Annotated in this window: 34 protein-coding genes and 1 pseudogene; all 35 read left to right on the top strand. The window is 41.5% G+C overall.

Annotation, left to right across the window (positions count from 1 at the left end; all coding sequences use genetic code 11):
• Window positions 1-70 precede the first annotated feature (70 nt).
• Window positions 71-3,640: a DNA-directed RNA polymerase subunit beta gene (gene rpoB, locus ACIQ0C_RS22665; protein WP_048677874.1), complete on the top strand. Its 3,570-nt coding sequence runs from the start codon at window positions 71-73 to the stop codon at window positions 3,638-3,640.
• A gap of 180 nt (window positions 3,641-3,820) precedes the next feature.
• Window positions 3,821-7,417: a DNA-directed RNA polymerase subunit beta' gene (rpoC, locus tag ACIQ0C_RS22670; RefSeq protein ID WP_402843039.1), complete on the top strand. Its 3,597-nt coding sequence runs from the start codon at window positions 3,821-3,823 to the stop codon at window positions 7,415-7,417.
• A gap of 292 nt (window positions 7,418-7,709) precedes the next feature.
• Window positions 7,710-7,958, top strand: coding sequence for a 50S ribosomal protein L7ae-like protein (locus ACIQ0C_RS22675; RefSeq protein WP_034305040.1), 249 nt, complete (start codon window positions 7,710-7,712; stop codon window positions 7,956-7,958).
• A 104-nt stretch (window positions 7,959-8,062) separates the two neighbouring features.
• Window positions 8,063-8,485 carry a 30S ribosomal protein S12 gene (gene rpsL / locus ACIQ0C_RS22680; RefSeq protein ID WP_034305038.1) on the top strand — a complete coding sequence of 141 codons (423 nt, stop codon included), beginning with the start codon at window positions 8,063-8,065 and terminating at the stop codon, window positions 8,483-8,485.
• A 41-nt stretch (window positions 8,486-8,526) separates the two neighbouring features.
• On the top strand, window positions 8,527-8,997 hold the full coding sequence (gene rpsG / locus ACIQ0C_RS22685) for a 30S ribosomal protein S7 (protein ID WP_048677878.1): 471 nt from the start codon (window positions 8,527-8,529) through the stop codon (window positions 8,995-8,997).
• Between the two features lie 44 nt (window positions 8,998-9,041).
• On the top strand, window positions 9,042-11,120 hold the full coding sequence (gene fusA / locus ACIQ0C_RS22690; protein WP_101225871.1) for an elongation factor G: 2,079 nt from the start codon (window positions 9,042-9,044) through the stop codon (window positions 11,118-11,120).
• A gap of 121 nt (window positions 11,121-11,241) precedes the next feature.
• Window positions 11,242-12,429, top strand: coding sequence for an elongation factor Tu (gene tuf / locus ACIQ0C_RS22695; protein WP_402843035.1), 1,188 nt, complete (start codon window positions 11,242-11,244; stop codon window positions 12,427-12,429).
• Between the two features lie 410 nt (window positions 12,430-12,839).
• Entirely contained in the window at window positions 12,840-13,148 is a 309-nt protein-coding gene (gene rpsJ, locus ACIQ0C_RS22700; protein WP_019244375.1) for a 30S ribosomal protein S10, read from the top strand.
• Window positions 13,149-13,188: 40 nt separating this feature from the next.
• A complete protein-coding gene (gene rplC, locus ACIQ0C_RS22705) occupies window positions 13,189-13,818 on the top strand; it encodes a 50S ribosomal protein L3 (protein ID WP_076372869.1) in 630 nt (209 codons plus the stop codon).
• A 25-nt stretch (window positions 13,819-13,843) separates the two neighbouring features.
• Window positions 13,844-14,467, top strand: coding sequence for a 50S ribosomal protein L4 (gene rplD / locus ACIQ0C_RS22710; protein WP_034305025.1), 624 nt, complete (start codon window positions 13,844-13,846; stop codon window positions 14,465-14,467).
• Window positions 14,467-14,751: a 50S ribosomal protein L23 gene (rplW, locus tag ACIQ0C_RS22715; protein WP_034305023.1), complete on the top strand. Its 285-nt coding sequence runs from the start codon at window positions 14,467-14,469 to the stop codon at window positions 14,749-14,751. Before rplD ends, rplW begins: the two co-directional genes overlap by 1 nt.
• Before the next feature lie 26 nt (window positions 14,752-14,777).
• Window positions 14,778-15,608: a 50S ribosomal protein L2 gene (gene rplB, locus ACIQ0C_RS22720; protein ID WP_034305021.1), complete on the top strand. Its 831-nt coding sequence runs from the start codon at window positions 14,778-14,780 to the stop codon at window positions 15,606-15,608.
• 60 nt (window positions 15,609-15,668) lie between these two features.
• The gene (gene rpsS, locus ACIQ0C_RS22725) at window positions 15,669-15,947 is read left to right on the top strand and encodes a 30S ribosomal protein S19 (RefSeq protein ID WP_034305018.1); all 279 of its coding nucleotides are present in this window, start codon (window positions 15,669-15,671) and stop codon (window positions 15,945-15,947) included.
• 17 nt (window positions 15,948-15,964) lie between these two features.
• Window positions 15,965-16,306 (top strand): 50S ribosomal protein L22, encoded by a 342-nt coding sequence (gene rplV / locus ACIQ0C_RS22730; RefSeq protein ID WP_034305017.1) that lies wholly within the window; start codon window positions 15,965-15,967, stop codon window positions 16,304-16,306.
• A gap of 3 nt (window positions 16,307-16,309) precedes the next feature.
• Entirely contained in the window at window positions 16,310-16,966 is a 657-nt protein-coding gene (rpsC, locus tag ACIQ0C_RS22735) for a 30S ribosomal protein S3 (protein ID WP_034305014.1), read from the top strand.
• 1 nt (window position 16,967) lies between these two features.
• A complete protein-coding gene (gene rplP, locus ACIQ0C_RS22740; protein ID WP_034305012.1) occupies window positions 16,968-17,402 on the top strand; it encodes a 50S ribosomal protein L16 in 435 nt (144 codons plus the stop codon).
• The gene (gene rpmC / locus ACIQ0C_RS22745) at window positions 17,392-17,595 is read left to right on the top strand and encodes a 50S ribosomal protein L29 (protein ID WP_034305010.1); all 204 of its coding nucleotides are present in this window, start codon (window positions 17,392-17,394) and stop codon (window positions 17,593-17,595) included. Before rplP ends, rpmC begins: the two co-directional genes overlap by 11 nt.
• A gap of 18 nt (window positions 17,596-17,613) precedes the next feature.
• Window positions 17,614-17,877 (top strand): 30S ribosomal protein S17, encoded by a 264-nt coding sequence (gene rpsQ, locus ACIQ0C_RS22750; RefSeq protein ID WP_048677887.1) that lies wholly within the window; start codon window positions 17,614-17,616, stop codon window positions 17,875-17,877.
• 41 nt (window positions 17,878-17,918) lie between these two features.
• Window positions 17,919-18,287, top strand: coding sequence for a 50S ribosomal protein L14 (gene rplN / locus ACIQ0C_RS22755; protein ID WP_034305005.1), 369 nt, complete (start codon window positions 17,919-17,921; stop codon window positions 18,285-18,287).
• 43 nt (window positions 18,288-18,330) lie between these two features.
• Window positions 18,331-18,642, top strand: coding sequence for a 50S ribosomal protein L24 (gene rplX / locus ACIQ0C_RS22760; protein WP_034305002.1), 312 nt, complete (start codon window positions 18,331-18,333; stop codon window positions 18,640-18,642).
• A 29-nt stretch (window positions 18,643-18,671) separates the two neighbouring features.
• Window positions 18,672-19,211 (top strand): 50S ribosomal protein L5, encoded by a 540-nt coding sequence (rplE, locus tag ACIQ0C_RS22765; protein ID WP_048677889.1) that lies wholly within the window; start codon window positions 18,672-18,674, stop codon window positions 19,209-19,211.
• 25 nt (window positions 19,212-19,236) lie between these two features.
• Window positions 19,237-19,422 carry a type Z 30S ribosomal protein S14 gene (locus ACIQ0C_RS22770; protein ID WP_034304998.1) on the top strand — a complete coding sequence of 62 codons (186 nt, stop codon included), beginning with the start codon at window positions 19,237-19,239 and terminating at the stop codon, window positions 19,420-19,422.
• A gap of 30 nt (window positions 19,423-19,452) precedes the next feature.
• Window positions 19,453-19,851 carry a 30S ribosomal protein S8 gene (gene rpsH, locus ACIQ0C_RS22775; protein ID WP_034304995.1) on the top strand — a complete coding sequence of 133 codons (399 nt, stop codon included), beginning with the start codon at window positions 19,453-19,455 and terminating at the stop codon, window positions 19,849-19,851.
• 30 nt (window positions 19,852-19,881) lie between these two features.
• The gene (rplF, locus tag ACIQ0C_RS22780; protein ID WP_048677892.1) at window positions 19,882-20,418 is read left to right on the top strand and encodes a 50S ribosomal protein L6; all 537 of its coding nucleotides are present in this window, start codon (window positions 19,882-19,884) and stop codon (window positions 20,416-20,418) included.
• 32 nt (window positions 20,419-20,450) lie between these two features.
• A complete protein-coding gene (rplR, locus tag ACIQ0C_RS22785) occupies window positions 20,451-20,813 on the top strand; it encodes a 50S ribosomal protein L18 (protein WP_076372859.1) in 363 nt (120 codons plus the stop codon).
• Between the two features lie 22 nt (window positions 20,814-20,835).
• Window positions 20,836-21,336, top strand: a complete 501-nt coding sequence (rpsE, locus tag ACIQ0C_RS22790; protein WP_034304987.1) for a 30S ribosomal protein S5 — start codon at window positions 20,836-20,838, stop codon at window positions 21,334-21,336.
• 16 nt (window positions 21,337-21,352) lie between these two features.
• Complete coding sequence (rpmD, locus tag ACIQ0C_RS22795; protein ID WP_034304984.1) at window positions 21,353-21,535, top strand: 50S ribosomal protein L30; 183 nt, start codon at window positions 21,353-21,355, stop codon at window positions 21,533-21,535.
• Between the two features lie 32 nt (window positions 21,536-21,567).
• Window positions 21,568-22,008, top strand: a complete 441-nt coding sequence (gene rplO / locus ACIQ0C_RS22800) for a 50S ribosomal protein L15 (protein WP_034304982.1) — start codon at window positions 21,568-21,570, stop codon at window positions 22,006-22,008.
• Entirely contained in the window at window positions 22,008-23,303 is a 1,296-nt protein-coding gene (gene secY / locus ACIQ0C_RS22805) for a preprotein translocase subunit SecY (protein ID WP_034304981.1), read from the top strand. The genes rplO and secY overlap by 1 nt, the downstream gene beginning before the upstream one ends.
• 58 nt (window positions 23,304-23,361) lie before the next feature.
• Window positions 23,362-24,015 carry an adenylate kinase gene (locus ACIQ0C_RS22810; RefSeq protein WP_063595510.1) on the top strand — a complete coding sequence of 218 codons (654 nt, stop codon included), beginning with the start codon at window positions 23,362-23,364 and terminating at the stop codon, window positions 24,013-24,015.
• Between the two features lie 170 nt (window positions 24,016-24,185).
• Window positions 24,186-24,538: pseudogene (locus ACIQ0C_RS22815) on the top strand (M24 family metallopeptidase); the annotation flags it as partial.
• Between the two features lie 42 nt (window positions 24,539-24,580).
• Window positions 24,581-24,799 (top strand): translation initiation factor IF-1, encoded by a 219-nt coding sequence (infA, locus tag ACIQ0C_RS22820; RefSeq protein ID WP_028390440.1) that lies wholly within the window; start codon window positions 24,581-24,583, stop codon window positions 24,797-24,799.
• A gap of 40 nt (window positions 24,800-24,839) precedes the next feature.
• Complete coding sequence (rpmJ, locus tag ACIQ0C_RS22825; protein WP_003156543.1) at window positions 24,840-24,953, top strand: 50S ribosomal protein L36; 114 nt, start codon at window positions 24,840-24,842, stop codon at window positions 24,951-24,953.
• A 22-nt stretch (window positions 24,954-24,975) separates the two neighbouring features.
• Complete coding sequence (gene rpsM, locus ACIQ0C_RS22830; RefSeq protein ID WP_034304978.1) at window positions 24,976-25,341, top strand: 30S ribosomal protein S13; 366 nt, start codon at window positions 24,976-24,978, stop codon at window positions 25,339-25,341.
• Window positions 25,342-25,363: 22 nt separating this feature from the next.
• A complete protein-coding gene (rpsK, locus tag ACIQ0C_RS22835; RefSeq protein WP_028390438.1) occupies window positions 25,364-25,753 on the top strand; it encodes a 30S ribosomal protein S11 in 390 nt (129 codons plus the stop codon).
• Window positions 25,754-25,967: the final 214 nt, after the last annotated feature.

Consider the following 25,967-nt stretch of genomic DNA (forward strand, 5'->3'; position numbering starts at 1 on the left):
TGTCTATGGAAATGATTCCTTTTCCGAGGCAAATGGATCCTTATAACGCTTGATTTAAGGGGTGAATCAGTTGACAGGTCAACTTGTTCAGTATGGACGACACCGCCAACGTAGAAGTTATGCAAGAATCAGTGAGGTTTTGGATCTTCCGAATCTGATTGAAATTCAAACAGCTTCTTATCAATGGTTTCTAGATGTAGGTTTAAAGGAAATGTTCCAGGATATTTCTCCTATTGAGGATTTTACAGGTAATTTATCGTTAGAATTCATCGATTACAGCTTAGCTGAGCCGAAGTATTCTGTGGAAGAAACAAAAGAACGCGATGTTACGTATTCTGCACCACTTCGCGTGAAAGTGCGCCTTGTTAACAAAGAAACAGGGGAAGTTAAAGACCAGGATGTATTCATGGGCGATTTCCCTCTGATGACTGAAACAGGTACATTTGTCATCAATGGTGCTGAACGGGTAATTGTATCCCAATTAGTGCGCTCACCGAGTGTTTACTACAATGGGAAAATGGATAAAAATGGTAAGCTCGGATTCTCTGCGACCGTTATTCCTAACCGTGGCGCATGGCTCGAATACGAAACAGACGCCAAGGATGTTGTGTATGTTCGAATCGACCGCACAAGGAAATTACCGATTACGGTATTGATGCGTGCCCTTGGATTCGGAACTGATCAAGAAATCATCGATTTGATCGGAGACAACGAATACCTTCGCAACACTCTTGAAAAGGATAACACCGAGAGTGTAGAAAAAGCACTACTAGAAATCTATGAGCGTCTACGCCCAGGTGAACCGCCTACTGTCGAAAACGCGAAAAGTCTTTTAGTATCACGCTTTTTTGATCCGAAACGTTATGATTTAGCTAATGTAGGCCGTTATAAAATAAACAAAAAACTGCATATTAAGAACCGTTTATTCGGACAACGTATTGCAGAGACTTTGATTGATCCTGAAACGGGAGAAATCATCGTTGAAAAAGGTACTATGCTTGATCGCCGGACTCTTGATAGGATTCTGCCTCATATCGAAGGTGGAATAGGATTCAAAACATTCCATCCATCAGGTGGTGTGGTAGAGGAAGAAACTCTTCTTCAACCTATTAAAGTGTTTGCACCAAACGATGCTGAAGGCGAAAAAGTGATTAATATCATCGGTAATGCTTATGTGACCGACCAGGTCAAAAACATTACACCGGCTGATATCATTTCTTCCATCAGTTATTTCTTTAATTTATTGCATGGTGTGGGAATCACGGATGACATTGACCATTTAGGTAACCGTCGTCTGCGTTCCGTTGGTGAATTGCTGCAAAACCAATTCAGAATTGGTTTATCCCGTATGGAGCGTGTTGTCCGTGAAAGAATGTCCATTCAGGATACGAATACAATCACTCCACAGCAACTAATCAACATTCGCCCGGTCATTGCATCCATTAAAGAGTTCTTTGGAAGCTCGCAGCTTTCCCAGTTCATGGATCAAACGAACCCGTTGGCTGAATTGACGCATAAACGTCGTCTATCTGCATTGGGACCTGGTGGTCTGACACGTGAGCGTGCTGGCTTTGAAGTACGTGACGTTCATTATTCCCACTATGGCCGCATGTGTCCGATTGAAACGCCTGAGGGACCGAATATTGGTTTGATTAACTCGTTATCCAGTTTTGCAAAGGTGAACCCATATGGCTTCATTGAAACACCATACCGCCGTGTGGACCCTGAAACGGGTAAAATTACAAGCCAAATCGATTACTTAACAGCTGATGAGGAAGATAACTATGTAGTTGCCCAAGCGAATGTACGACTGTCGGATGACGGCTCATTCCTTGATAATGATGTTGTTGCACGTTTCCGCGGTGAAAATACCGTTGTTCCGCGTGACCGCGTAGATTACATGGATGTATCTCCTAAACAGGTTGTATCTGCTGCGACTGCATGTATTCCTTTCTTGGAAAACGATGACTCCAACCGTGCCCTTATGGGAGCGAACATGCAACGTCAAGCAGTTCCTTTGCTTCAACCGGAAGCCCCTCGAGTAGGAACGGGTATGGAGTATGTTTCTGCGAAAGACTCCGGTGCTGCCGTAATCTGTAAACACCCTGGTATCGTAGAGCACGTTGAATCACGTGAAGTATGGGTACGTAGGGTAAGTGAAGTAGACGGGCAGCAAGTAAAAGGAAATCTTGATAAATACCGTCTATTAAAATTCATTCGTTCCAACCAAGGAACGTGCTATAATCAACGCCCTATCGTAAGTGTTGGCGACAACGTCGTAAAAGGTGAAATTCTTGCTGATGGTCCTTCAATGGAAAAAGGTGAGTTGGCACTTGGACGTAACGTATTGGTAGCCTTCATGACGTGGGATGGATATAACTATGAAGATGCCATCATCATGAGTGAACGATTGGTTAAAGATGATGTGTACACTTCCATTCATATTGAAGAATATGAATCTGAATCACGCGATACAAAATTAGGGCCTGAAGAAATCACCCGTGATATCCCTAACGTAGGGGAAGATGCGCTTCGTAATCTTGATGAGCGCGGAATTATCCGTGTGGGTGCTGAAGTGAAAGACGGAGACCTTCTCGTTGGTAAAGTCACGCCTAAAGGTGTAACGGAACTGACTGCTGAGGAACGTCTATTACATGCAATCTTCGGTGAAAAAGCACGGGAAGTAAGGGATACGTCACTTCGTGTACCTCACGGCGGCGGAGGAATCGTTCTTGATGTTAAAGTATTCAACAGAGAAGACGGCGATGAACTGCCTCCTGGTGTAAACCAACTCGCACGTGTATATATCGTTCAAAAACGTAAAATCCATGAAGGCGATAAAATGGCCGGACGACATGGTAACAAAGGGGTAATCTCCAGGATTCTTCCTGAAGAAGATATGCCTTATTTACCGGACGGCACTCCAGTCGACATCATGTTAAACCCATTGGGTGTACCTTCACGTATGAACATCGGTCAGGTGTTGGAGCTACACTTGGGTATGGCTGCACGCGCACTTGGTATTCATGTAGCATCCCCTGTATTCGATGGTGCCACTGAGGAAGACGTTTGGGGTACGATTGAAGAAGCCGGGATGTCCCGTGATGCAAAAACTGTCCTTTATGATGGCCGTTCAGGTGAAGCATTCGACAACCGTGTATCAGTTGGTGTCATGTACATGATCAAACTGGCGCATATGGTCGATGATAAACTTCATGCGCGTTCAACTGGACCTTACTCCCTTGTTACGCAGCAACCACTTGGTGGTAAAGCGCAATTTGGTGGACAGCGTTTCGGTGAGATGGAAGTATGGGCACTTGAAGCTTATGGTGCCGCTTATACATTACAAGAAATCCTAACCGTTAAATCAGATGATGTCGTAGGTCGTGTTAAAACGTACGAAGCGATTGTCAAAGGTGAAAATGTCCCTGAACCAGGCGTTCCTGAGTCCTTCAAAGTATTGATTAAGGAGCTTCAAAGTTTAGGATTGGATGTTAAAATCCTCAATGCCGAAGATCGCGAAATCGAAATGCGTGATTTGGAAGATGAAGATGAAGCCAACCAAGCAGACAAATTAAGCCTTGATTCAGAAACTAAAGATATGGTTGCTTCCGAAGTAGGGGCACCTGTCAAAGAATAAAATTAAATATAAACATATCCAGTTATATATTACCTGCTCTGACTGGCAGCGAGATGTTCATTTGAAAATCATGCTGCCTTGTTAGAGCCTTATTGATTCAATCAACCATCATCCGGTGTAAGATTGCCTCTTGACGGCAATCAAGGGTTAAACCTGGAGATTAAAAGGGAGGTAGGCCCCTTGTTAGACGTTAATAATTTTGAGTATATGAAAATTGGTCTTGCTTCACCAGACAAGATTCGTTCTTGGTCCCATGGAGAAGTTAAAAAACCAGAAACAATCAACTATCGTACGTTAAAGCCAGAAAAAGACGGTTTATTTTGTGAGAGAATTTTTGGACCTCAAAAGGACTGGGAATGTCATTGCGGAAAATATAAACGTGTTCGTTATAAAGGCGTAGTCTGTGACCGTTGTGGCGTTGAAGTCACTCGTGCTAAGGTGCGTCGTGAGCGTATGGGTCATATTGAGCTGGCAGCCCCAGTTTCACACATATGGTATTTTAAAGGAATTCCTAGCCGTATGGGGCTTGTTCTTGACATGTCTCCACGGGCTTTGGAAGAAGTTATTTACTTTGCATCTTACGTAGTAACTGAAACGGGCGATACAACTTTAGAGAAGAAACAACTTCTTTCTGAAAAGGAATATCGTACATACCGTGAAAAATACGGTAAGAAATTCCAAGCTGCCATGGGTGCGGAAGCTATTAAAAAACTTTTACAAGATATTGATACGGAAAAGGAAGTAGAGTCGTTGAAAGAGGAGCTTAAAACAGCTCAAGGACAGCGCAGAACCCGTGCAATCAAACGCTTGGAAGTGCTTGAAGCGTTCCGTAACTCCGGAAATGAGCCTTCATGGATGATCCTTGACGTGCTTCCGGTCATTCCGCCGGAACTTCGTCCTATGGTTCAACTTGATGGAGGGCGTTTTGCCACATCTGATTTAAATGATTTATATCGCCGTGTTATCAACCGTAATAATCGGTTGAAAAGACTACTGGATCTTGGAGCACCAAGTATCATCGTTCAAAATGAGAAGCGTATGCTGCAAGAAGCTGTCGATGCTCTTATCGATAATGGCCGTCGAGGCCGTCCGGTAACTGGACCAGGTAACCGTCCGTTAAAATCTTTATCTCACATGTTAAAAGGTAAACAAGGTCGTTTCCGTCAAAACCTTCTTGGTAAACGTGTTGATTACTCTGGCCGTTCCGTTATCGTAGTCGGACCAAACTTAAAGATGTACCAATGTGGTCTTCCGAAAGAAATGGCGATTGAATTATTCAAACCATTCGTAATGAAGGAGCTTGTTCAAAGAGGTCTAGCGCATAACATCAAATCCGCTAAGCGCAAAATTGAACGTTTATCTCCTGAAATATGGGATGTATTAGAAGAAGTCATTAGAGAACACCCAGTACTATTGAACCGTGCACCGACTCTTCATAGACTTGGGATCCAAGCATTTGAACCAACGTTGGTTGAAGGTCGCGCAATTCGTTTGCATCCGCTCGTATGTACAGCTTACAACGCTGACTTTGACGGTGACCAAATGGCGGTCCACGTTCCTCTATCTTCTGAAGCCCAAGCCGAAGCTCGCATGCTTATGCTTGCAGCACAGAACATTTTAAACCCTAAAGATGGTAAACCTGTCGTTACACCTTCTCAAGATATGGTATTAGGTAACTATTACTTAACATTGGAAAGAGAAGGCGCTATCGGTGAGGGTATGATCTTTAAAGATACAAGTGAAGCATTACTTGCATACCAAAACGGATATGTACACTTACATTCACGTTGTGCCGTACATGCATCGTCACTAAATAATGAAACATTCACTGAAGAACAAAATGGCCAACTTCTAATTACAACTGTTGGTAAATTGATCTTCAATGAAATTTTACCTAAATCATTCCCGTATATTAACGAACCGACACGATATAATTTGGAAACCAAAACTCCAGAAAAATATTTTGTGGAAAAAGGCGCTAATATCCCTGAATTGATCAAGGCTCAACCTGCTATCGATCCTTTCAAGAAAAAAATTCTTGGAAATATCATCGCGGAAGTCTTTAAACGCTTTAAAATTACCGAAACATCCAAAATGCTTGACCGGATGAAAGATCTTGGATTCAAATATTCGACAAAAGCTGGTATAACCGTTGGTGTGGCTGATATTGTCGTTTTAAAAGAAAAACAAGAAATCATTACTGAGGCTCAAACCAAAGTGGATAACGTCTTGAAACAATTCAGACGTGGTCTTATTACTGAGGATGAGCGTTATGACCGCGTCATTTCAATTTGGAGTGCTGCCAAGGATACCATTCAGTCCAAACTTATGGACTCACTGGACCGACGCAACCCGATCTTCATGATGAGTGACTCAGGTGCCCGTGGTAATGCTTCCAACTTCACGCAGCTTGCGGGTATGCGTGGTTTGATGGCCAACCCGGCTGGACGTATCATTGAATTACCGATCAAATCAAGTTTCCGTGAAGGTTTAACAGTGTTGGAGTACTTCATCTCTACACATGGTGCGCGTAAAGGTCTTGCCGATACAGCGCTTAAAACGGCCGATTCCGGTTACCTTACCCGTCGACTTGTTGACGTTGCACAAGATGTCATCATCCGTGATGACGATTGTGGAACTGACCGCGGCTTGAAAATTTCAGCCTTGAGAGAGGGTACTGAAATAATTGAGCATCTTGAAGAGCGCCTAGTGGGCCGTTATGCAAGAAAAGCGATCAGACATCCAGAAACAAATGAAGTAATCGTGGCTGAAAACGATCTTATTACCGAAGATCTTGCTAACTATATTGAATCACTTGGAATTGAAACAGCATGGATCCGTTCTGCCTTTACATGTAACACCAGCCATGGTGTATGTAAAAAATGTTATGGACGCAACTTGGCTACCGGTCAAGAAGTTGAAGTGGGCGAAGCAGTCGGTATCATTGCCGCTCAATCAATCGGAGAACCTGGTACACAGTTGACGATGCGTACATTCCATACAGGTGGGGTTGCTGGGGACGATATCACTCAAGGTCTTCCTCGTATCCAAGAAATATTTGAAGCGAGAAATCCTAAAGGTCAAGCAGTCATTTCCGAAATTGAAGGAACGATTGTTTCCATCAATGAAATTCGGGATAAACAACAGGAAATCGTTGTTCAAGGTGCTGTTGAATCACGCACGTATACTGCGCCATACACAGCGCGTTTAAGAGTATCTGTTGATACGCCTGTCCGTCGTGGTGAAGAGTTGACAGAGGGTTCCATCGATCCGAAAGAATTGCTGAAGGTTACAGACGTACTTACTGTTCAGGAATACCTGCTTCATGAAGTCCAAAAAGTATACCGGATGCAAGGTGTTGAAATCGGTGATAAGCACATTGAGGTAATGGTTAGACAAATGATGCGTAAAGTCCGTGTGCTTGATGCAGGTGAAACTGAAGTGCTTCCAGGAACATTATTGGATGTCAACCAGTTCACTACTGCAAACACTGATGCATTATTGACCAACAAATTACCAGCTACAGGCCGTCCTGTATTGCTAGGTATCACAAAAGCATCTCTTGAAACGGATTCCTTCTTGTCCGCAGCGTCATTCCAAGAAACAACCAGAGTCTTGACTGATGCAGCAATAAAAGGAAAACGTGATGAATTGCTTGGACTTAAAGAAAATGTCATCATCGGTAAACTTGTCCCTGCGGGAACGGGAATGCTTAGATACAGAAAAGCAAACCCTGTCGTTGTTGACGAAAGTGCCGATACAGTAACAGTGGATTAATGGAAAAAGGACCAGCTCAATAATTTAAACTGAAAACCGACTCCTGTTTCCGATTGGAGCTGAAGGATCAGAAATTTATTGAGCTGGTCTCTCTTATTACTCATGGCCGACTGAAACGCCTATGAGAATTTGATATATTCCGTTTAGGCAAATTGATAATCTTAATAGAATTATGTAAGGAAAACCTTTTGCTTGAATTATTTTTTTGAAAGAAGTTGACAGTATCCGACTAATAATGATACTATAGCAAAGGTGCTCCTATGTTACCCTGTAACTTTGGAGGATATGGACCATGTCTTATGAAAAAGTAATACAGGCAAAGTCAGTGATTATAGGGACGAAGCAAGCAGTTAGAGCTCTTAAAAACAATTTAATTCAAGAAGTTATCATCGCTGATGATGCAGATATATACTTGACTGGGCGTGTCGTTGAGACCGCCAAAGAATTGGATGTTCCTATCACATATGTTGATTCGATGAGAATGCTTGGCAAAGCATGTGGTATTGATGTCGGAGCAGCAACTGTTGCCATTAAAAAGTAAAAATGTTTTTGCAATAATATTTGCAAAGACTTTGTTTTTACCCATTTATGAACCACCTGGATGTGTGGTACTAGAAATGAAAACGTGAAGGGAGGAAAAATGTAATGCCTACTATTAATCAATTAGTGCGTAAAGGACGCGAGTCTAAAGAGGTTAATTCAAAATCTCCAGCACTTAACAAAGGCTACAACAGCTTTAAAAAAGCACAAACTAACGTATCATCTCCGCAAAAACGTGGTGTTTGCACTCGTGTGGGTACTATGACACCGAAAAAACCAAACTCCGCGTTACGTAAATATGCGCGTGTACGTTTAACAAACGGTATCGAGGTAACAGCTTATATCCCAGGTATCGGTCACAACCTACAAGAACACAGCGTGGTTCTTATCCGTGGCGGTCGTGTAAAAGATTTACCAGGGGTACGTTACCATATCGTACGTGGTGCTCTTGATACAGCTGGAGTTAACAATCGTATGCAAGGCCGTTCTAAATACGGTACTAAGCGTCCGAAAGCAGCAAAAAAATAATCTCAAACCAAAATTGAACTTTCTTGAAAGGAGGAAATATAATGCCTCGTAAAGGACCTGTAACGAAAAGAGACGTATTACCAGATCCAATATATAATTCAAAACTTGTGACTCGCTTAATCAACAAATTAATGGTTGATGGACAAAGAGGTAAATCACAAAAAATTCTTTACTCTGCATTTGATTTAATCAAAGAACGTACTGGCAATGAGCCGATCGAAGTTTTCGATCAAGCACTTAAAAACATCATGCCTGTACTAGAAGTAAAAGCACGCCGTGTGGGTGGAGCTAACTACCAAGTACCAGTTGAGGTGCGTCCAGACCGTAAATCGACTCTAGGACTTCGTTGGTTAGTAAACTACTCTCGCCTTCGTGGAGAAAAAACGATGGAAGAGCGTTTAGCTTATGAAATCATGGATGCTGCCAACAATACTGGAGCAGCAGTTAAGAAACGTGAAGATACACACAAAATGGCTGAAGCCAACAAAGCTTTCGCACATTATCGCTGGTAAGATTAATCACTATAAAATCCTTATAGAAGGAAGGAGAAAGACAAATGGCAAGAGAGTTCTCCTTAGCAAACACTCGTAATATCGGTATCATGGCTCACATCGATGCTGGTAAAACGACAACAACAGAACGTGTTCTATATTACACTGGTAAAATCCATAAAATTGGTGAAACGCACGAAGGTGCTTCACAAATGGACTGGATGGAACAGGAACAAGAACGCGGAATCACGATCACTTCCGCTGCAACAACTGCACAGTGGAAAGGTCACCGCGTAAACATCATCGATACACCGGGACACGTAGACTTCACAGTTGAAGTTGAACGTTCTTTGCGCGTACTTGATGGAGCTGTAGCTGTACTTGATGCCCAATCAGGTGTTGAGCCTCAAACTGAAACAGTTTGGCGCCAAGCTACAACTTACGGTGTACCACGTGTCGTATTCGTAAATAAAATGGACAAAATCGGTGCAGATTTCTTGTATTCAGTTGGAACAATCCACGATCGTTTACAAGCTAACGCTCACCCAGTTCAGTTACCGATCGGAGCAGAAGATCAATTCTCTGCAATCATCGACCTTATTGAAATGAAAACTCATTTCTACGGTAATGACCTAGGAACTGATATCACTATCGGTGAAATTCCTGAAGAACACCGGGAATTAGCTGAAGAATACCGTGAAAAGTTAATTGAAGCAGTAGCAGAAGTTAATGAAGACTTAATGGAAAAATACCTTGGCGGCGAAGAAATCAGCATTGCTGAATTGAAAGCAGCCATCCGTACAGCAACCGTTAATGTTGAATTCTTCCCTGTTATTTGCGGATCAGCTTTCAAAAACAAAGGTGTTCAATTAATGCTTGATAACGTTATCGACTTCCTTCCTTCTCCATTGGATGTACCAGCTATCAAAGGTACATTACCGGATTCAGAAGAAGAAGTTGAACGTCATTCAGATGATTCTGAACCGTTCTCTGCTTTAGCGTTTAAAGTTATGACTGACCCTTACGTTGGTAAACTTACATTCTTCCGTGTGTACTCTGGTACACTAGAATCAGGATCTTATGTAATCAACTCAACTAAAGGAAAACGTGAGCGTATTGGACGTATCCTTCAAATGCACGCAAACAGCCGTGAAGAAATTTCTACTGTATATGCAGGAGATATCGCAGCAGCCGTTGGTTTGAAAGATACTACAACTGGAGATACTCTATGTGATGACAAGAACCAAGTAATTCTTGAATCCATGGTATTCCCAGAGCCAGTTATCTCTCTATCAGTTGAACCGAAATCAAAAGCAGACCAAGACAAAATGTCTCAAGCCTTACAAAAGCTTCAAGATGAAGATCCAACATTCCGTGCGCATACTGACCAAGAAACTGGTCAAACAATCATCGCTGGTATGGGTGAACTTCACTTGGACATCCTTGTTGACCGTATGCGTCGTGAATTCAAAGTGGAAGCAAACGTTGGTGCTCCTCAAGTAGCATACCGTGAAACTTTCCGTGGTTCAGCTAAAGTTGAAGGTAAATTCGTTCGCCAATCTGGTGGTCGTGGACAATTCGGACACGTATGGATCGAATTTGGTCCAAACGAAGAAGGTAAAGGATTCGAATTTGAAAATGCTATCGTCGGTGGTGTAGTACCACGTGAATATATCCCTGCTGTACAAGCTGGATTAGTTGATTCACTTGACCGTGGTGTACTTGCTGGTTACCCGCTAGTCGACATCAAAGCTAAATTATTCGACGGATCTTACCATGACGTTGACTCCAATGAAATGGCATTTAAAATCGCTGCATCTATGGCACTTAAAAATGCAGCATCTAAATGTAGTCCTGTCATCCTTGAACCAATCATGAAAGTGGAAGTAGTTATTCCAGAAGATTACCTAGGCGACATCATGGGAGATATCACATCTCGTCGTGGTCGTGTAGAAGGTATGGAAGCTCGCGGCAACACGCAAATGGTTAAAGCGATGGTTCCACTATCTGAAATGTTCGGATATGCTACATCATTACGTTCTAACACTCAAGGTCGCGGAACATTCTCTATGCACTTCGATCATTATGAAGAAGTACCTAAGAGCATTTCTGAAGAAATCATCAAAAAAAATAAAGGTGAATAATTGATTTTCATCTCTTATTAAAGTATAACTATCTTATGTAAGCTGTGATGGAAGAAATAGTCTTCTTTCACAGCCCCTATATACTTAATCTTTTATTTATAATTTTAAGGAGGAATTCCTAATGGGAAAAGCTAAATTTGATCGTTCAAAACCGCACGTTAACGTTGGAACAATTGGTCATGTTGACCATGGTAAAACAACTCTAACTGCTGCAATCACAACTGTACTTGCTAAATCTGGTGGCGCAGAAGCACGCGCTTATGACCAAATCGATGGTGCTCCAGAAGAAAGAGAACGTGGTATCACAATCTCTACTGCACACGTTGAGTATGAAACAGCTAACCGTCACTATGCACACGTTGACTGCCCAGGACATGCTGACTATGTTAAAAACATGATCACTGGTGCTGCACAAATGGACGGCGGTATCCTAGTAGTATCTGCTGCTGATGGCCCAATGCCACAAACTCGTGAGCACATCCTTCTTTCTCGTCAAGTAGGTGTACCATTCCTAGTAGTATTCATGAACAAATGCGACATGGTTGATGACGAAGAGCTACTTGAATTAGTAGAAATGGAAATTCGTGATCTTCTATCTGAATACGAATTCCCTGGCGATGACATTCCAGTTATCAAAGGATCTGCACTAAAAGCTCTTGAAGGTGACGCAGCTTGGGAAGAAAAAATCCATGAATTAATGGCAGCTGTTGACGAGTACATCCCAGAACCAACTCGTGACACTGAAAAACCATTCATGATGCCAGTTGAGGATGTATTCTCTATCACTGGTCGTGGAACAGTTGCAACTGGCCGTGTTGAGCGTGGACAAGTTAAAGTCGGTGACGTTGTTGACATCATCGGTTTCAACGAAGAGTCTAAACCAACAACAGTAACTGGTGTTGAAATGTTCCGTAAACTTCTTGACTATGCTGAAGCTGGTGACAACATCGGAGCACTACTTCGTGGTGTATCCCGTGAAGATATCCAACGTGGACAAGTAATTGCTAAACCAGGCACTATCACTCCACACACAAAGTTCAAAGCTGAAGTTTATGTTCTTTCTAAAGAAGAAGGTGGACGTCACACTCCATTCTTTACAAACTACCGTCCTCAGTTCTACTTCCGTACAACTGACGTAACTGGTATTTGTAACCTTCCTGAAGGCGTAGAAATGGTTATGCCTGGAGACAACATCGAAATGACTGTAGAACTTATCGCTCCAATCGCTATCGAAGAAGGTACTAAATTCTCTATCCGTGAGGGTGGACGTACTGTAGGCGCTGGCGTAGTTGCTACAATCCAAGAATAATTGATTCATAAAACAATATTGGAAGGGACGCCTTCCGGAAGAAGCAGATGGGACGCCATCTGCTTCTTTTCTATTTGTAAAGAATATTCATTCTTTCTTCTATAATACCTTCAGTGGATTTAATGGGTTTATAGAAGTTTTTCAAATGAAGAAAATGGATACGGAAGACCATGTAGAATGTACTTGTAAATACTTGTGATAGTATGTATAATAATAAAAGTGTGTTGCACAAGAAAAATCTAAGTTTGACTTGCATTTCACTTGTGTTATATGTATAATAGACAATGTTGGTCTTTGACTGCGATGATATGGAAGGTTGCTGACACACCCGGCCGCTTTGCCATGGCGAGTGTGTGGGAAATTTCCATTGAGAAGGTCTATTTTAAAATAGGCGAAAAGGAGGGAAAATTATGGCAAAACAAAAAATTCGTATACGTTTAAAAGCATATGATCACAGAATCCTTGATCAATCTGCTGAGAAAATTGTTGAAACTGCAAAACGTTCTGGTGCGGCTGTATCTGGTCCGATTCCATTACCTACTGAAAGATCGGTATATACGATCCTACGTGCGGTTCATAAATACAAAGATTCTCGTGAACAATTCGAAATGCGTACGCATAAACGTCTAATCGACATCGTTAACCCAACTCCACAAACAGTTGACTCATTGATGCGTTTAGATTTACCATCAGGCGTTGACATTGAAATCAAATTATAATTCATATAAATATGAACAATTACTCTAGGAGGTGTGACTTATGACCAAAGGAATCTTAGGAAGAAAAATCGGTATGACTCAAGTTTTTGCTGAAAACGGTGAACTTATTCCGGTAACAGTTATCGAAGCTGCTAATAACGTGGTTCTTCAAAAGAAAACTGTTGAAACTGATGGCTATGAAGCAGTTCAAGTTGGTTTTGAAAACAAACGTGAAAAGCTTTCTAACAAACCTGAAAAGGGCCATGTTGAAAAAGCAAATACTACTCCTAAGCGCTTCATTCGCGAATTCCGCGGAACGGATCTTACTGAATATGAGATCGGTCAAGAAGTCAATGTTAGTATTTTCGCTGAAGGCGATTTAGTAGATGTATCAGGAATTTCAAAAGGTAAAGGATTCCAAGGCTCTATCAAGCGTCATGGACAATCTCGCGGACCTATGTCTCATGGTTCTCGTTACCACCGTCGCCCAGGTTCAATGGGTCCTGTAGCTCCAAACCGCGTATTCAAAGGTAAACTATTACCAGGACGTATGGGCGGAGAACAAATCACTGTTCAAAACTTAGCTATCGTTAAAGTTGATGTTGAACGTAACCTACTATTGATCAAAGGTAATGTACCTGGTGCTAGAAAAGCATTGATCAAAGTTAAATCTGCTGTTAAAGCAAAGTAATTTCTGAGAAAGGAGGAGCAATAGAATGCCAAAAGTTACATTGTTCAACCAAACAGGTTCACAAGTTGGCGACATCGAACTAAATGAATCCATCTTTGGTATCGAACCTAATAATCACGTATTATTTGAAGCAATCATCATGCAACGAGCTTCCTTACGTCAAGGAACTCATAAAGTTAAAAACCGTTCTGAAGTTGCAGGCGGTGGACGTAAACCTTGGAAACAAAAAGGAACTGGACGTGCGCGTCAAGGTTCTATCCGTTCTCCACAATGGCGTGGCGGTGGCGTTGTTTTTGGACCAACTCCGAGATCTTACGCTTACAAGCTACCTAAAAAGGTACGTCGTTTAGCTATTAAATCTGCATTGTCTGCAAAGGCATTGGAAGAGAACATTTTGGTACTTGAAAGCTTGTCTTTCGAAGCTCCAAAAACAAAAGAGTTTGTAGCGGTACTTAAAAACCTTTCTGTAGATACTAAAACGTTAGTCGTTACTGACGGTTTAGATGAGAAAGTTGCTCTTTCTGCACGTAACATCCCTGGTGTTACTGTAGTTGAAGCTGATGGTCTTAATGTTCTTGATGTTGTTTCACACAACAAATTGATCTTGACTAAATCAGCTGTCGAAAAAGTAGAGGAGGTGCTTGCATAATGGATGCACGCGATATCATTAAGCGCCCCGTAATCACTGAACGCTCTTCAGACATAATGGCTGAAAAGAAATATACTTTTGAAGTTGATGTTAGAGCTAATAAAACTCAAGTTAAAGATGCTGTTCAAGAAATTTTCGGCGTTAAAGTTGAGAAAGTAAACATCATGAACTACAAAGGTAAATTCAAACGCATGGGCAAACATGCAGGCTATACTAACAAGCGCCGTAAAGCTATTGTTAAATTAACTGCTGACAGCAAAGAAATCGAGCTATTCGAGGCTTAATTCATTAGAGAAGGAGGGAAATACAAATGGCGATTAAGAAGTATAAACCTACCTCTAACGGTCGACGTAATATGACAACTTCCGATTTTGCTGAGATCACTACAGACAAACCGGAAAAATCATTACTTGCTCCTTTACACAGCAAAGGCGGCCGTAATAACCAAGGTAAGTTAACAGTTCGTCATCAAGGTGGCGGCCACAAGCGTCAATACCGTATCATCGATTTCAAACGGAATAAAGATGGTATACCAGGACGCGTTGCTACTATTGAGTACGATCCAAATCGTTCTGCAAACATTGCATTAATTAATTACGTTGATGGAGAAAAACGTTATATCCTAGCTCCGAAAAACCTAGAAGTAGGTTTGGAAGTTATGTCAGGTCCAGAAGCTGACATCAAAGTGGGTAACGCACTACCTCTTATTAACATCCCAGTTGGTACAGTAATTCATAACATCGAACTTAAACCAGGAAAAGGTGGACAATTAGTCCGTTCAGCAGGTACATCTGCTCAAGTACTTGGTAAAGAAGGCCGTTATGTACTTGTACGTTTAAACTCAGGTGAGGTTCGTATGATTCTTGCTACTTGCCGTGCTTCAATCGGTCAAGTTGGTAATGAACAACATGAACTTATCAACATTGGTAAAGCTGGCCGTAACCGTTGGTTAGGTAAACGCCCAACAGTTCGTGGATCTGTAATGAACCCGAATGATCACCCACACGGTGGTGGTGAAGGTAAAGCGCCAATCGGACGTAAATCACCAATGTCTCCATGGGGTAAACCTACTCTTGGATTCAAAACTCGTAAGAAGAAAAATAAATCCGATAAATTTATCGTACGTCGTCGTAAAAAATAACGGGATTGAGCTACGGTTCATATATAGAACCGTAGAACAGTCACGAAGGGAGGTACTCGCATGGGTCGTAGCTTAAAAAAAGGGCCTTTTGTTGATGATCATTTATTGGTAAAAGTTGAAAAATTAAATGAAGCTGACAAGAAACAGGTAGTAAAAACTTGGTCTCGTCGCTCAACAATCTTCCCGCAATTCATCGGACACACAATCGCCGTTTATGACGGTCGTAAGCACGTGCCGGTTTATGTAACAGAAGATATGGTAGGTCACAAACTAGGCGAATTCGCGCCTACACGCACTTATAAAGGTCACGCAAGTGATGACAAGAAAACAAGACGTTAATGAGAGGAGGGCATCTCATGCAAGCTAAAGCTGTCGCTAAAACAGTTCGTATTGCTCCTCGTAAAGTGCGTTTAGTCGCAGATTTAATTCGAGGAAAACAAGTAGGTGAAGCAGTAGCGATTCTTCGCTTAACACCAAAATCTGCTTCTCCAGTCGTAGAAAAAATTCTGAAATCTGCTATCGCAAATGCAGAACATAACTACGAAATGGATATTAATAACCTAGTCGTTTCAGAAGCATACGTTAACGAAGGACCAACATTAAAACGTTTCCGTCCTCGCGCTCAAGGTCGTGCGAGTGCAATTAACAAACGTACTAGTCATATTACAATCGTTGTATCAGAAAAGAAGGAGGGGTAATCTGTGGGTCAAAAGGTAAATCCAATCGGTATGCGTATCGGGATAATCCGTGACTGGGAATCCAAATGGTACGCTGATAAAGACTACGCAGTTCTTTTGCATGAAGACATCAAAGTTCGTGAATATATCGCGAAACGTCTAAATGATGCTTCTGTTTCAAAAGTTGAAATCGAGCGTGCAGCTAACCGTATCAATGTATCTGTCCACACTGCTAAACCAGGAATGGTTATCGGTAAAGGCGGTACTGAGGTCGAAGCACTTCGTAAAGCTTTGAACCAGTTGACTGGCAAAAGAGTTCATATCAATATCATCGAAATTAAAAGAGCAGATCTTGACGCAAAATTGGTTGCAGAAAACATCGCTCGTCAATTAGAAAACCGTGTTTCATTCCGTCGTGCTCAAAAGCAAGCTATCCAACGTACTATGCGTTCTGGAGCAAAAGGAATCAAAACTCAAGTTTCTGGTCGTCTTGGCGGTGCTGATATTGCTCGTGCTGAACATTACAGCGAAGGAACAGTTCCACTTCACACACTTCGTGCAGACATAGACTATGCTCATGCTGAAGCAGATACTACTTACGGTAAGCTAGGCGTGAAAGTTTGGATCTACCGTGGAGAAGTTCTTCCTACTAAGAAGAAATCTGAGGAAGGAGGAAAATAATATGTTATTGCCAAAACGCGTAAAATACCGTCGTGAACACCGCGGTAAGATGAGAGGGATGGCTAAGGGCGGCACTGAAGTTCACTTCGGAGAATTTGGACTTCAAGCTCAAGAAGCTTCCTGGATCACGAACCGTCAAATCGAAGCAGCTCGTATTGCGATGACTCGTTATATGAAACGTGGAGGGAAAGTTTGGATCAAAATCTTCCCAAGCAAACCTTACACAGCTAAGCCGCTTGAAGTACGGATGGGTTCCGGTAAAGGTGCTCCTGAAGGATGGGTAGCAGTTGTTAAACCGGGCAAAGTTATGTTTGAAATCTCTGGTGTATCTGAAGAGGTGGCAAGAGAAGCATTGCGCCTTGCAGCACACAAACTTCCAATCAAATGCAAGTTTGTAAAAAGAGAGGAAATTGGTGGTGAAACAAATGAAAGCTAATGAAATCAAAGATCTAACCACTGCTGAAATTGAACAAAAACTAAAATCTCTTAAAGAAGAACTATTTAATCTTCGTTTCCAGTTAGCTACTGGACAACTTGAAAATACAGCTCGCATCCGTGAAGTTCGCAAATCGATTGCTCGTATGAAAACAGTTGTTCGTCAAAGAGAAATCGGTGTCACTAATCGATAATGAATGGAGGTTTGCAGAATGAGCGAACGCAACCAACGCAAAATCTACACTGGACGCGTAGTATCCGACAAAATGGATAAAACAGTTACAGTTGTTGTAGAGACCTATAAAAAGCATTCTTTATACGGTAAACGCGTGAAATATTCTAAAAAGTTTAAAGCTCATGACGAGCTAAACGAAGCTAAAGCAGGCGACGTAGTACGTATCATGGAAACTCGTCCACTTTCAGCTACAAAACGCTTCCGTCTTGTAGAAGTAGTAGAAAAAGCAGTAATCATTTAATCTAGTTCGGATTAAGCTAATTCCGAAGGGAGGTACCGTACATGATTCAACAAGAATCTCGTTTAAAAGTCGCTGACAATTCAGGTGCTCGTGAAGTGCTAACAATTAAAGTCCTAGGTGGTTCAGGCCGTAAGACTGCAAACATCGGTGATATCATCGTTTGTACAGTTAAACAGGCAACACCAGGAGGCGTTGTTAAAAAAGGTGAAGTCGTTAAGGCTGTTGTTGTCCGTACAAAACGTGGTATGCGTCGTCCTGACGGTTCTTACATTCGTTTCGATGAAAACGCATGTGTAATTATCCGTGACGATAAGAGCCCACGTGGAACACGTATTTTTGGACCTGTTGCTCGTGAATTACGTGACAATAGTTTCATGAAGATCGTTTCTCTTGCTCCAGAAGTTCTATAATATGTAAAATTTGTATAAAGCCTTTCAAGGAGGTGCCAAGCTAATGCATGTTAAAAAAGGTGACAAAGTCGTAGTCATCTCTGGTAAGGACAAAGGCAAACAAGGAACAATTCTTTCTGCATATCCGAAACAAAATCGTGTGCTTGTTGAAGGAATTAACATCGTGAAAAAGCATTCCAAGCCATCTCAACTTAATCCACAAGGTGGAATTATCAGTAAAGAAGCTGCTATTCACGTATCCAATGTAATGCCACTTGATCCTAAATCAGGTAAACCGACTCGTGTTGGATATAAGATCGAAAATGGTAAAAAAGTACGCGTAGCTAAAATATCAGGTGAATCTTTAGATAAATAAGTCATAAATGAAGGGAGGTACACTAAGCAATGAGCCGCCTTAAAGAAAAATTCAAAAGTGAAATTACACCGTCATTGATGGGTAAATTCAACTATCAATCAGTAATGCAAGTACCAAACATTGAGAAAATCGTTATTAACATGGGTGTGGGTGACGCAGTTTCTAACTCGAAAGCTTTAGATACAGCTGTTGAAGAACTTACATTGATCACTGGTCAAAAACCAGTTATAACAAAAGCAAAAAAATCAATCGCAGGCTTCCGTTTGCGTGAAGGTATGCCTATCGGAGCGAAAGTTACATTACGTGGTGAGCGTATGTATCAATTCCTTGATAAGCTAGTATCTGTATCTTTACCGCGTGTACGTGATTTCCGCGGCGTTTCAAAGAAATCCTTTGACGGACGTGGAAACTATACATTAGGCGTTAAAGAACAACTTATCTTCCCTGAGATTGATTACGATAAAGTGAGCAAAGTTCGTGGTATGGACATCGTTATCGTAACGACTGCCAACACTGACGAAGAAGCTCGTGAACTACTTACTCAAGTTGGAATGCCGTTCCAAAAGTAATCTCTAAATAAAGGGAGGCGAAATCGTGGCTAAAAAGTCTATGATCGTAAAGCAAAAACGCGAACAGAAGTTTAAAGTACAAGAATATACACGTTGCGAACGTTGCGGACGTCCACATTCTGTATTACGTAAATTTAAACTTTGTCGTATTTGTTTCCGCGAACTTGCATATAAAGGACAAATTCCTGGCGTTAAAAAAGCTAGCTGGTAAAACCCGAGTTTGGGAAGGAGGTAAAATATAATGGTCATGACAGATCCTATTGCAGATATGCTTACTCGCATCCGTAATGCGAATATGGTTCGTCACGAAAAACTGGAAGTTCCTGCTTCAAAGATCAAAAAGGAAATTGCTGAGATCTTAAAAAGTGAAGGCTTCGTACGTGACTTTGAATTAATCGAAGACAACAAACAAGGTATCATCCGTATCTTCTTAAAATACGGTGCAAACAACGAACGTGTTATCACTGGTCTAAAACGTATCAGCAAACCTGGTTTGCGTGTATATGCAAAAACTGGAGAGGTACCACGCGTTCTTAACGGTTTAGGTATCGCAATTGTTTCTACTTCTCACGGAGTTTTAACAGACAAAGAAGCTCGCTCTAAACAAGTTGGCGGAGAAGTTTTAGCATACGTTTGGTAATACATTTTCACAAGAATGGAGGTGCACATTATGTCTCGTATAGGTAAAAAACCTATTGAAATCCCTGCAGGCGTAACAGTTACTGTTACTGGAAGTGAAGTAACTGTTAAAGGACCTAAAGGTGAATTATCTAGATCATTCAGTCCTGACCTTTCAATCGTTGTTGAAGAGAACGTGTTAACTGTTACACGTCCGTCTGACGAGAAGACTCACCGTTCTTTACACGGTACTACTCGCGCACTTATCTCTAACATGATTGAAGGCGTATCAACAGGTTTCGTAAAATCACTTGAACTTATTGGGGTTGGGTACCGTGCACAAAAGCAAGGTAACAAGCTTATCCTTAACGTAGGATATTCCCACCCTGTAGAAATAGAGCCAGAAGCTGGCGTTGAAGTCGAAGTTCCTTCTAATACAAAAGTAATCGTCAAAGGTGCAAGCAAAGAACGTGTAGGAGCTCTAGCAGCTAATATCCGTGATGTTCGCCCGCCTGAGCCGTATAAAGGTAAAGGTATCCGTTACGAAGGCGAATTCGTTCGTCGTAAAGAAGGTAAAACTGGTAAGTAATGCCGCATAAGTAAACGAAAGGAGTGACGTAAATGATTACGAAGCTTGATAAAAATGCTACTCGTCAGAAAAGACATGCGCGTGTACGTGCTAAGCTTTCTGGAACAGAAGCTCGTCCTCGTTTAAATGTGTTTCGTTCAAACAAACACATTTACGCACAATTAATTGACGATGCAAAAGGCGTAACATTGGCAAGTGCTTCAACTCTTGATAAAGAGATCAGTATCGAAGCAGGTAGCAATGCTGAAGCAGCTCAAAAAGTTGGCGAACTTATTGCGAAACGTGCTGTTGAAAAAGGTTTCAAAGCTGTGGTATTTGACCGCGGTGGTTACCTCTTCCATGGTCGTGTTAAAGCATTGGCTGACGCTGCTCGTGAAAACGGCTTAGAATTTTAATGGATAAGGAGGGACATAACAGATGCGTAGCATTGATCCTAATAAATTAGAACTTGAAGAACGCGTAGTTACAGTAAATCGTGTAGCTAAAGTTGTTAAAGGCGGACGTCGTTTCCGTTTCACTGCACTAGTTGTTGTTGGTGATAAAAATGGTCATGTTGGATTTGGTACTGGTAAAGCTCAAGAAGTTCCGGATGCTATCCGTAAAGCTATTGAGGATGCTAAGAAAAATCTAATTACTGTACCGATGGTTGGTACTACTATTCCTCACCTTGTGAACGGTCGCTATGGCGCAGGTCACATTCTATTGAAACCAGCTTCTGAAGGTACAGGAGTAATTGCTGGTGGTCCTGTTCGTGCGGTACTTGAATTAGGCGGAGTTAGCGATATCTTGTCTAAATCACTAGGTACTAATACACCTATTAATATGGTTCGCGCAACAATTGAAGGATTGAAGCAATTGAAACGTGCTGAAGACGTAGCTAAGTTACGTGGAAAATCAGTACAAGAACTGTTAGGATAAGGAGGGAAATCGAATTATGGCTAATAAATTAGAAATCACCCTCACTCGCAGCTTGATTGGTCGTCCTGAAGATCAACGTGTTACAGTTAACACTTTGGGTTTACGCAAAATGCATCAAACGGTTGTTCAAGAAGATAACCCTGCGATTCGCGGTATGATTACCAAAGTTGCTCATCTTGTTACTGTAAAAGAACAATAAAATAATTTTTAACTTAACAAGGAGGTGCCAACATGAAACTTCATGAGTTAAAAGCTGCAGAAGGTTCTCGTAAAGAACGTAAACGTAAAGGTCGCGGTATTGGATCTGGTAACGGTAAAACAGCAGGTAAAGGACACAAAGGACAAAACGCTCGCTCCGGCGGCGGTGTGCGTCTTGGATTTGAAGGGGGTCAAACTCCTCTATTCAGACGTTTACCTAAACGTGGATTTACCAACATCAACCGTAAAGACTATGCTATCGTGAACCTTGATACGTTAAATCTTTTCGAAGACGGTACTGAAGTAACACCAGCTCTTTTACTTGAGACTGGCGTTGTAAGTAAAGAAAAAGCAGGAATCAAGATTCTTGCCAAAGGAAGCATTGAGAAAAAGCTTACTGTTAAAGCTCACAAATTCTCGTCTACTGCTAAAGAAGCTATCGAAGCTGCTGGCGGTAATACAGAGGTGATCTAATGTTTCGCACGATCTCCAATTTTATGCGCGTGGGTGAAATAAGGAATAAGATTATTTTTACCCTTCTAATGTTAATCGTCTATCGCATCGGTACATTTATACCTGTACCGCATGTGAATGCCGATTTTCTCGCTGAACAGGACCAGCTGAGCGTCATCGGGCTTTTAAATACCTTTGGCGGCGGGGCACTGCAAAACTTCTCCATATTAGCGATGGGTATCATGCCGTACATCACGGCATCGATCATCGTTCAGCTGTTACAGATGGATGTTGTTCCTAAGTTCACTGAATGGTCTAAACAAGGGGAAGCAGGGCGCCGTAAATTAGCTCAATTCACTCGTTACTTCACTATTATCCTAGGATTTATCCAAGCAGTTGGTATGTCCTATGGGTTCAATAATATGTCAGGTGGACAGTTGATTGAAAATCCTGGAATTGCAACATACTTGCTTATTGCGACTGTCTTAACGGCAGGAACAGCTTTTCTTTTGTGGTTAGGGGAGCTGATCACTGCTAAGGGTGTGGGTAATGGGATTTCCATCATTATCTTTGCTGGTATCGTAGCTAGTTTGCCTACTACGGCAAATCAGATTTACGCTCAGCAATTTGAAAATGCCGGTGATCAATTATTCTTACGAATCATAACGATTATCCTCATTGTTTTAGCAGTATTAGCAATCGTGGTTGCTGTTATCTTCATTCAGCAGGCATTACGTAAAATTCCTATTCAGTATGCGAAACGTGCTGCGGTAGGTCGTACGCAAATGGGTGGCCAGTCTACTCATTTACCATTGAAAGTAAATGCTGCGGGGGTTATTCCGGTAATCTTTGCAATGGCATTTATCATTACTCCCACTACAATCGCTTCTTTCTTTGGAAAGAACAGCGTGACTAGTTGGATATCAACAAATCTTGATTACACCAAGCCAATTGGTATGATCATATATGTTGCTCTTATCATTGCTTTTGCGTATTTTTATGCATTCATTCAGGTTAACCCTGAACAAATGGCTGAGAATTTGAAAAAGCAAGGTGGCTATGTGCCGGGGATTCGTCCAGGTAAGAGTACACAAGAATATTTAACACGTGTTTTATACCGTTTGACGTTTGTAGGCTCTATATTCTTGGCCATCATTGCCGTTTTACCGGTATTTTTCATTAAGCTTGCTGATCTACCTCAATCTGCACAGATTGGTGGCACCAGTTTGCTGATCGTAGTGGGGGTTGCCCTTGATACGATGAAGCAGCTGGAATCACAACTTGTGAAGAGACACTATAAGGGCTTTATAAAGTAATGAGTTTTGGGAACGGCTTGTTCCCTCTACCCATTATAGAGTTTGAGGGGGAAGAAAATTGAATCTAGTGTTAATGGGTCTGCCGGGTGCTGGTAAAGGCACTCAAGCTGAACAAATCGTAGAAAAATATAATATCCCTCATATCTCTACTGGAGATATGTTCCGAACAGCTATCAAAGATGGAACAGAATTAGGTCTAAAGGCAAAATCATTCATGGACAAAGGCGAATTGGTACCTGATGAAGTTACCATTGGCATCGTACGTGAACGTTTAAGCAAGGAAGACTGCCTAAGAGGGTTTTTGCTTGATGGATTTCCACGTACTGTGGCACAGGCAGAGGCACTTGAAAGCATTCTTACTGATTTAGATCGCAATATGAATTTTGTCATTAATATCGATGTTGATAAAAGCATCTTAATGGAAAGGTTGACAGGACGTCGTATTTGCAAATCATGTGGTGCGACATACCATCTTGTATTCAATCCTCCAGCTAAAGATGATGTATGCGACCGCTGCGGCGGAGAATTATATCAACGTGCCGACGATAATGCGGAAACGGTTCAAAATCGCTTAGATGTGAATTTGAAACAAACCAAGCCACTTCTTGACTTCTACGGAGACAAAGGATACTTGGTCAACATTAACGGACAGCAAGATATTAATAAGGTATTTGAAGATATCGATGTGTTGCTTGGTGCTTTACAAAATTAATCATCCGTATTGATTTATGAAATTCATACCATTTTTATAACTTACTAGTTAAACTTGGTGCATTCCTATAATACAAAGGGTATAATGGATTTCGCGAGAGCATTCGCACATTTATTAATCAGGTTCTTGTACTTGGTATTCCCTGAATTGGGCGATTACTTTTTAAGTGATCTTCATGGACATATCCGGTCGGCAAAATTGATGAAGAAATGCAGTGACTCTATTGGGATTCCTAAAGAGTCGTGATATAGAGGGTTGAAAGAAGCTATGTCAGGCGTGCGCCTTTCAAACATCTCCCATGCTATTCAAACCTATGTCGAGACTAATTGCTTCTCTATTTCGAGAGTATGTCGGTCACGGAATCGGTCAAGACTTACATGAGGACCCATAAATTCCTCATTTCGGTCCAACTGATAAAGGTCCTCAGTTAAAGCCTGGTTCTACAAAATGGTGAATACTTGATGCAGAATTGTAAGACTTATGAGGATAATTGGACTGTAGTAATGTTGACGGAAAGATGTGCACCTTTAATAGGTTCACGCATAGAGAAGGGAGAATCACTTTAATGGCGAAAGATGATGTAATTGAAGTAGAAGGCACAGTACAAGAGACTTTGCCAAATGCAATGTTTAAGGTAGAATTAGAAAATGGTCATACTGTTTTAGCTCATGTATCCGGTAAAATTCGTATGCACTTTATTCGCATTTTGCCTGGAGATAAAGTTACGGTTGAGCTTTCCCCGTATGATCTAACTCGCGGCAGAATCACATACCGGTTCAAATAATCCGGTTACGCTCCGATCTGTATAAGGAGGTTAGATAGCAATGAAAGTCAGACCATCAGTCAAACCAATCTGCGAAAAGTGTAAAGTTATCCGCAGAAAAGGTAAAGTTATGGTTATTTGCGAAAACCCTAAACATAAACAAAAACAAGGCTAAATAGAAGGAGGTGCACTCAAGCATGGCACGTATTGCTGGAGTAGATATTCCCCGTGACAAACGTATTGTTATCTCATTAACATATATATATGGTATTGGAAAACAAACAGCGATCAAGATTCTTGCAGAAGCAGGCGTTTCTGAAGAAACTCGCGTTCGTGACTTAACGGAAGACGAATTGAACAAAATTCGTGATATCATTGACAAGCTTAAAGTAGAAGGCGACCTTCGTCGTGAAATCTCCCTAAACATCAAACGTTTAATGGAAATCGGTTCTTACCGTGGTTTACGTCACCGTCGTGGTCTTCCTGTCCGCGGTCAAAATACAAAAAACAATGCTCGTACGCGTAAAGGACCTCGTCGTACTGTAGCTAACAAGAAAAAATAATTAGTAAAGGAGGTTACTTTTCATGGCACGTAAAACTAATACACGTAAACGTCGTGTGAAAAAGAATATAGAAACTGGTATTGCACATATTCGTTCAACATTCAATAACACTATCGTTACGATCACTGACTCTCATGGTAATGCTATTTCTTGGTCAAGTGCTGGAGCTCTAGGATTCCGTGGATCTCGTAAATCCACTCCATTCGCTGCACAAATGGCTGCTGAAACAGCTGCTAAAACATCAATTGAACATGGTATGAAAACTCTTGAAGTTACAGTTAAAGGACCTGGTGCTGGACGTGAGGCTGCCATTCGTGCACTTCAAGCTGCTGGCCTAGAAGTAACTGCAATTAAAGATGTAACTCCAGTTCCACATAACGGATGCCGTCCACCAAAACGTCGCCGTGTTTAATTTTTCTGTATAGATTTTGTATTCCTGTCTATAATGGGATATAATACTGAGTTTGCGTTCTTACAGAGGATTAATTTTCAGTTGTTGCGCACAGCGGGAACGTATACATGGGGAATTTCGGTTTAAGTGACTTGGTTTACTTGCCGGGGTTTTGACGTTTTGAAGGAGGGTTTATTGATGATCGAAATAGAAAAACCAAAAATCGAAACGGTTG

The organism is Peribacillus sp. NPDC096448 (assembly GCF_044762675.1).
GTDB classification, from domain to species: domain Bacteria; phylum Bacillota; class Bacilli; order Bacillales; family DSM-1321; genus Peribacillus; species Peribacillus frigoritolerans_B.